The 7,460-nt window shown below is 72.6% G+C and carries 6 protein-coding genes and 1 pseudogene; 5 read left to right on the top strand and 2 right to left on the bottom strand.

Translation table 11 applies throughout. The features are described 5' to 3' along the window. Positions 1-23 precede the first annotated feature (23 nt). The 4 genes from EBH09_RS19070 (at position 24) to EBH09_RS19085 (ending at position 4,094) form a co-directional block, all read left to right on the top strand. Entirely contained in the window at positions 24-686 is a 663-nt protein-coding gene (locus EBH09_RS19070; protein WP_121748427.1) for a response regulator transcription factor, read from the top strand. A 104-nt stretch (positions 687-790) separates the two neighbouring features. After that, on the top strand, positions 791-2,137 hold the full coding sequence (locus tag EBH09_RS19075; protein ID WP_238697364.1) for a histidine kinase: 1,347 nt from the start codon (positions 791-793) through the stop codon (positions 2,135-2,137). Further along, positions 2,134-2,808 (top strand): response regulator transcription factor, encoded by a 675-nt coding sequence (locus EBH09_RS19080; protein WP_121748189.1) that lies wholly within the window; start codon positions 2,134-2,136, stop codon positions 2,806-2,808. The genes EBH09_RS19075 and EBH09_RS19080 overlap by 4 nt, the downstream gene beginning before the upstream one ends. 53 nt (positions 2,809-2,861) lie before the next feature. Next, a complete protein-coding gene (locus EBH09_RS19085; RefSeq protein WP_121748190.1) occupies positions 2,862-4,094 on the top strand; it encodes a cytochrome P450 in 1,233 nt (410 codons plus the stop codon). A gap of 132 nt (positions 4,095-4,226) precedes the next feature. On the opposite strand, the pseudogene EBH09_RS19090 reads toward EBH09_RS19085, so the two are convergent. Then, positions 4,227-5,724, bottom strand: a pseudogene (locus EBH09_RS19090) (ABC transporter permease). After that, entirely contained in the window at positions 5,721-6,647 is a 927-nt protein-coding gene (locus tag EBH09_RS19095) for an ABC transporter ATP-binding protein (RefSeq protein ID WP_121748191.1), read from the bottom strand. Before EBH09_RS19095 ends, EBH09_RS19090 begins: the two are co-directional and overlap by 4 nt. 73 nt (positions 6,648-6,720) lie before the next feature. On the opposite strand from EBH09_RS19095, the gene EBH09_RS19100 reads away from it, so the two are divergent. Further along, the gene (locus EBH09_RS19100; protein ID WP_193776401.1) at positions 6,721-7,227 is read left to right on the top strand and encodes a MarR family transcriptional regulator; all 507 of its coding nucleotides are present in this window, start codon (positions 6,721-6,723) and stop codon (positions 7,225-7,227) included. The last annotated feature ends 233 nt before the right edge of the window (positions 7,228-7,460 follow it).

Below are 7,460 nucleotides of genomic sequence, written 5' to 3' on the forward strand. Positions count from 1 at the left end.
TGACGACCAGCAGCAACGGCCGCGTGATCCGCGTGCTGATCGCCGACGACCAGCAGATGGTCCGGCAGGGCTTCACCGTGCTGCTCAACACCCAGCCCGACATCGAGGTGATCGGGCAGGCGGTGGACGGCCTGGACGCCGTGGCCAAGGTCGCCGAGCTGGCACCGGACGTCGTCCTGATGGACATCCGCATGCCCGAGCTGGGCGGCATCGAGGCCACCCGCCGCATCACCGGGGCGACCCCGTCTATCAGAGTGCTGGTGCTGACCACCTTCGACCTCGACGAGTACGTGTACGAGGCGCTGCGGGCCGGGGCGTCCGGGTTCCTGCTGAAGGACGCCTCCGCCGACCAGCTCGCCGAGGCGGTCAGGGTGGTGGCGGACGGGGACGCGCTGCTCGCGCCGGGCATCACCCGGCGGCTGATCGCCGAGTTCGCCCGGCTCGACGACCGGCCGCGCGGCCCGCTGAAGGCCCGCGTCGGTGAGCTGACCGAGCGGGAGACCGAGGTGCTGGCTCTGATCGCGCAGGGCCTGTCGAACGCGGAGATCGCCCAGCGACTGGTGGTCGCCGAGCAGACGGTGAAGACCCATGTGGGCCGGATCCTGGTGAAGCTGGGCCTCCGGGACCGGACGCAGGCGGCGGTGTTCGCGTACGAGTCGGGGCTGGTGCGGCCGTCGGGGTATTGACCCGCGCCCGGCGCCCGTGGCCCCCGTAGTACCTGAGACGGATACCGAAGGACCCCTCTCACTGGTGACGACGGTGCACCCCGGCTGCGCCTACCGTTGCGAACGTGACCGAGACGACCCAGATGCGGACCACCCCCTCCGGCGGAGGTGACGCGCCGCGCAGCCCCGAGTTCCGGCTGGCCATGGACGCACTGCAGGGCCTGCGCCAGGACCTGTTCCACGACGCCTTCGCGTACCGCCCGCTGCCGCTCATGACGACGGACGGTCCGCTGACCCGACGGCTCCCCAGCCGCCTTCGGTCGTACGCGGCCCGCCTGCCGCACGCGGTGGTGGTGGGCGCCGCGCTGATCGCCCTGTTCGGCGGTTCCGTGGCCAGCGGCGCCCTGGGAGGGCCGGCGGCCCTGCTGAGCGGGCTGGCGTGCGCCATCCCGGTGCTGGCCACGCTGGTCCGGCCGGTCGGCGCCTTCTGGATGTCGATGGCGGCGACCCCCGTGGTCGCGGTGCTTCTCGGGGAATTCGGCGAGTGGCCGTGGCTGCCCGGTCCGTTCATCTGCCATCTGACGGTGCTGGTGATCGTGGCGATACGCACCCGGCCCCGCACGGCCGCCTGGATGTGGGCCCTGACCGGCGCCTACGCCTTGGTCGTGGAGACGCTGTTCGGCGACGGGGAGTACAACACCTCCGCGCCCATGCTGTTCCTCTCCGCCCTCGCCCTGCTGGTGGTCGCCGTCCGGCACGTCCGCCGGGAGGCTCAGCAGGAGGTCACCGCCCAGCAGACGGTCACCGCGCACGAGCGGTCCAGGCGGACCCTGCTGGAGGAGCGCACCACCATCGCCCGTGAGCTGCACGACGTGGTGGCCCACCACATGTCGGTCGTCGCGATCCAGGCGGAGGCGGCCCCCTACCGGGTGGAGAATCCGCCTCCGGAGCTGGAGCGCGCCTTCGCCACCATCCGGGAGAACGCGGTGGCCGCCCTCACCGAGCTGCGCCGCGTCCTGGGCGTCGTCCGCGCCGAGGACTACGAGGCCCCGGACGCCCCACAGCCCACGCTCGCCGACCTGGACGCCCTGCTCGCCAACGTGCGCGACGCCGGCCTGAGCGTGGAGAAGGCGGTGACCGGAGCGGTGCGCGAGCTGCCGCCCGGTGTGGAGTTGTCGGCGTACCGGATCGTGCAGGAGGCGCTGAGCAACACCCTGCGGCACGCACCCGGCGCGACCGCCCGCGTCGAGGTGTCCTACGTCCTGGGCGGCCTGGGCCTGCGGATCGTCAACGGCCCGATCCCGGAACCGACCCTGGTGAAGCCCTCGCCCGGCGCCGGGCACGGCGTCACCGGCATGCGCGAGCGCGTCTCGATGCTGAACGGCGAGATGACGGCCGGCCCCACCGACGACGGGGGCTACGAGGTGGCGGTGTTCCTGCCGGTCACGGCACCGACCGAAGGTGAAGCATGAGCGACCGCACGATCCGGGTACTGATCGCGGACGACCAGATGATGGTGCGCGAGGGCTTCTCCGTCCTGCTGAACGCGATGCCGGACATCGAGGTCGCCGGCGAGGCGGTCAACGGCCGGGAGGCCGTGGCGAAGGTCCGCGAACTGGCTCCGGACGTCGTCCTGATGGACATCCGCATGCCCGAGCTCAATGGCATCGAGGCGACGCGGGAGATCGTCGCGGCGGACGGCACGTCGAAGGTGCTGGTCCTCACCACCTTCGACCTCGACGAGTACGTGTACCAGGCGCTGCGCGCGGGCGCCTCCGGCTTCCTCCTCAAGGACGCCTCGGCCCGCCGGCTCGCCGACGGGGTCCGGGTGGTGGCCGCGGGCGAGGCCCTCCTCGCGCCCTCCGTCACCAAGCGCCTGATCACCGAGTTCTCCAAGCTGTCCGACGCCCCGCGCCTGATGTCCTCGGCCCAGGCGGCGTACGGGGACCTGACCGAGCGGGAGACGGAGGTGCTGGTCCTGATCGCACAGGGCCTGTCCAACGCGGAGATCGCCGAGCGCCTGGTGGTCGCCGAGTCGACGATCAAGACGCACGTCAGCCGCATCCTGGTGAAGCTGGGCCTCAGAGACCGCACCCAGGCGGCGGTGTTCGCCTACGAGGCCCGCCTGGTGACGCCTGGCTGAGCGAGTCCCCGGGCCTCTGGCCCCCGGTCGCCGCCACCCGTTAGCGTCCGTCCATGGCCGCCTTCGACAGGTTCGACAGTTTCGACCGCTTCGACCCCTGGGACCCGGCGTTCGTCGCCGACCCGTACCCCGCCTTCGCCGAGCTGCGGGCCCGGGGGCGGGTGCTCTACTACGAGCCGACCGACCAGTGGCTGGTCCCGCACCACGCGGACGTCTCCGCGCTGCTGCGCGACCGTCGGCTCGGCCGGACCTACCAGCACCGTTTCACGCACGAGGACTTCGGCCGTACCGCGCCCCCGCCGGAGCAGGAGCCCTTCCACACGCTCAACGACCACGGGATGCTGGACCTGGAGCCGCCGGACCACACCCGTATCCGGCGTCTGGTGTCGAAGGCGTTCACGCCGCGCACGGTGGAGCGGCTGAGGCCGTACGTGCACGGGCTGGCGGACGACCTGGTGGCCCGGCTGGTGGCGGCGGGCGGCGGCGACCTGCTGCGGGACGTGGCCGAGCCGCTGCCGGTCGCCGTGATCGCCGAGATGCTGGGCATCCCGGAGTCCGACCGTGCCCCGCTGCGGCCCTGGTCGGCGGAGATCTGCGGGATGTACGAGCTGAACCCGTCCGAGGAGACGGCGGCGAAGGCGGTGCGCGCGTCGGTCGAGTTCTCGGAGTACCTGCGCGGACTGATCGCGGCCCGCCGCAAGGAACCGGGCGAGGACCTGATCTCGGGCCTGATCGCGGCCCACGACGAGGACGACGACCGGCTCACCGAGCAGGAGATGATCTCGACCTGCGTCCTGCTGCTGAACGCGGGCCACGAGGCCACGGTGAACGCCACGACAAACGGCTGGCTGGCCCTGTTCCGCAATCCGGACCAGCTGGCGGCCCTGCGCGCCGACCACTCCCTCGTCCCGTCCGCCGTGGAGGAGCTGATGCGGTACGACACCCCGCTCCAGCTCTTCGAGCGCTGGGTGCTGGACGAGATCGAGATCGACGGGACGACCGTCCCGCGCGGCGCGGAGGTGGCGATGCTGTTCGGCTCCGCCAACCACGACCCGGCGGTGTTCGCGGCCCCGGACCGCCTCGACCTCACCCGCGCGGACAACCCGCACATCTCCTTCAGCGCCGGCATCCACTACTGTATCGGCGCCCCACTGGCCCGCATCGAACTGGCGGCGTCCATGACGTCCCTGCTGGAGCAGGCCCCGGCGCTGCGCCTGGCGGCGGAGCCGGAACGGAAGCCGAACTTCGTGATGCGCGGGCTGACGGAGCTAAGCGTGGAGGTCTGAGCGACGCCGGCGCCGTCCCAGGAGCCAGGCGCCAAGCGCCCAGACCGCGGCGGGTACGACGGCTCCGGCGAGGAGGACGAAGGGACGAAGGGCTTTCCTGAAGCCGGCCTGATCCGAACGACATCCCCTGGCTCACGTCGTCATGTCCCGCCGCCGCAGCCCGGCCAGCCCCGTCCCCACCAGCACCACCGCGATCGAGGTGAGCACCAGCACCGGCGACCAGCTCATCTCCCCGCCCGGCAGCTTCGGCAGATGCCCGAAGGGCGACACGTCCAGCACCCGCTGCGGCACGTCCAGCGCCGGTCCGACCCACCCGAGCAGCAGCACCGCACCGGCGACTCCCCACGCGGCCACCGCACCCCGGGGCAGCACCCCGTGCAGCAGCACCGCCGCCCCGCCGATCACCCACACCGCCGGCAACTGCACCAGACACGCGCCCAGGATCGCCCCGGCGTCCCGGCCGTACCCGAGGGCGAATCCCAGCGCCGCGAGCAGCATGATGAGCGCCGCGCCGCCGAAGGCGATCACCAGGTGCCCCGCGGCCCACCGCAGCCGTCCCACCGCGCCCGCGAGCACCGGCTCCGCCCGTCCGGACGTCTCCTCGCCGTTCAGCCGCAGCACCGACGCGACGACGTACAGCGCGGCGATCAGCCCGAGCATGCCGACCATCGCCGACACGAACGCGTCGGTCAGCCCGGCCTGCCCGCCCATCCGCTCGATGATCTCGCGGGCCTGCTCGTTGTCCCCGACCAGATCGGCCGCCCCCTCGGTCATCCCGCCGTAGACGACCCCGGCGAGGAAGAAGCCGATGCTCCAGCCGAGCACGCTGCCCCGCTGCAACCGCCAGGCCAGCGCGCCGGCCGTCCGCAGGCGCCCGGCGGCCGGCCGCGAAGGCCCGCAGGTTCTCCAGCCAGCCCAGCGGCGACAGCCACGTCAGTACGGACGAGCCGTCGACGGTCGCCGAGTCGCCCGCCGCGCGCAGCACGAAGGCGCCGCCCAGCACCGCCGCCGTCAGACCCCGGGCCAGCCGCGCGCTCTCGGTCAGCTGGGCGACGATCGCCGCCATCGTGGCGAAGAGCATGCCGACGCCCGCGATCCCGAGCCCGAGGGCCAGCGCCCCGGCCGCTCCCTGCCCGGCCAGCCCGGCGACCACCAGCAGCGCCAGGACGCCGTTGGCGACCGCCGCCGTGAGCAGGGCCGCCGTCAGCGAGGCCCGGCGGCCGACCATCCCGGAGGCGACCACTTCCTGCCGTCCGCTCTCCTCCTCGTCGCGGGTGTGCCGTACGACGATCAGCAGGCTCATCACCGCGGCGAGCGCGGCGGCGTACACACCGACGCGCCAGGCAGTGAGCGCGCCGAGGCTGTCGTCGAAGACGGGGCCGACCATCGCGCGCAGCGAGGAGTTGGTCTCCATCTGCCGCATCAGGTCGGCGCGTTCGGCGGCGGTGCCGTAGAGGCCCTTGATGGTGCCGGGCATGGAGAGCACCATGAGCGCGTTCACCGCCACCCAGACCGGGATCATCACCCGGTCGCGGCGCAGGGCGAAGCGCAGCAGCGTGCCCGTACCGGCGAGTTGGCGCGCGCCGCCGGGCCGTACCGCGAGAGCCGTGGTGGTGGCCGTGGCCGTCATCGCGACGTCACCGCCCCGGCGGCTTCGGCGTTCTCGCCGGCCTCGGCCTGGTAGTGCCGCATGAACAGCTCCTCCAGCGTCGGCGGTGTCGACGTCAGCGACCGCACGCCCGACTCGCTCAGGCAGCGCAGTACGGCGTCCAGCTTGTCGGTGTCGACCTGGAGCCGGACCCGGCGGCCCTGGACGTCGAGGTCGTGCACGCCCGGCAGCCGCGCCAGCCCGCCCGGGGTGCCCGCGAGTTCGGCGCTCACGCTCGTCCGCGTCAGGTGGCGCAGGTCGGCGAGCGAGCCGCTCTCGACGGTCCGCCCCTTGCGGATGATGCTGACCCGGTCGCACAACTCCTCGACCTCGCTGAGGATGTGGGAGGAGAGCAGGATCGTCCGGCCGCGCTCGCGCTCCTCGGCCACGCACCGCTGGAAGACCTCTTCCATCAGCGGGTCGAGGCCGGAGGTCGGCTCGTCGAGGATCAGCAGGTCGACGTCCGAGGCGAAGGCGGCCACCAGGGCCACCTTCTGCCGGTTGCCCTTGGAGTAGGTGCGGCCCTTCTTGGTCGGGTCCAGTTCGAACCGCTCGACCAGGTCCGCGCGCCGTCGCGTGTCCAGCCCGCCGCGCAGCCGGCCGTAGAGGTCGATGACCTCGCCGCCGGAGAGGTTGCGCCACAGCGTCACGTCGCCGGGGACGTACGCGATCCGGCGGTGCGCCTCCACCGCGTCCGCCCACGGATCACGACCGAGTACCTGCGCGGCACCCGAGTCGGCGCGCAGCAGACCGAGCAGGACGCGGATGGTGGTGGACTTGCCGGCCCCGTTGGGGCCGAGGAAGCCGTGGACCTCGCCGGCCTCGACCGCCAGATCGAGCCCGTCCAGCGCGTGCGTCCGGCCGAACGACTTGTGGAGGCCGGAGACACTGATTGCCTTCGTCATGATTTCGAAAGTACGCTTCCTTCAGAAATTTGTGAAGTTAAGGAAGCGTCAGGATGTGAGGGATGATCGAAGGATGAGGGAGACAGCGGAGACGACGGGACGGGACCGCGACCCCGAGGCGGTGTCGAAGTTCGTCGAGGGCTTCGCGGCCCAGCTCGTCGAGGCCGGGATGCAGCGGATGCCGGCCCGGGTCTTCGCCGCGCTGCTGGCCTCCGACCCGGGGTCGCTGACCTCGGCCGAACTCGGCGAGCAGCTCCAGGTCAGCCCGGCCGCCGTCTCCGGGGCCGTGCGCTACCTCTCCCAGCAGCACATGGTCTCGCGCGAGCGGGAACCGGGCTCCCGCCGGGAGCGGTACCGGGTGCACAGTGACCAGTGGTACGAAGCGCTCACCAACCGCGAGACGATCCTCAAGCGGTGGGAGAGCGCGCTGAGCGAGGGCGTCGCCAGCCTCGGTGCCGAGACCCCGGCAGGCCGCCGCATGGCCGAGACACTGGCGTTCTTCGAGTTCCTCGACGGGGAACTCGCCGCGATGATGGAGCGCTGGCGCGTGCACCGCGAGAAGACCTTCGGGCACCGCTGACGCGAGGGCGCCGACGCGCGACCTCTGACACGCCAGCTCCGACACGACGGCTCCGACACGACGGCTCCGACACGCCGGCTCCGACACGACGGCGTCGACGCGCGAGCTCCGACGTTCGGCGCACCAGGTGCCCGTCCAGTTCGTCGGCCCATTCGCGCACCCCGGCCTCCGCCCCCGCTCACTGCGCCCGGCCACCGCACCTCGGCCCCGGCCCGGCGGGCCGGGGCCGAGGC

This window comes from Streptomyces sp. E2N166, from assembly GCF_003671715.1.
Classification (GTDB): Bacteria; Actinomycetota; Actinomycetes; order Streptomycetales; family Streptomycetaceae; genus Streptomyces; species Streptomyces thinghirensis.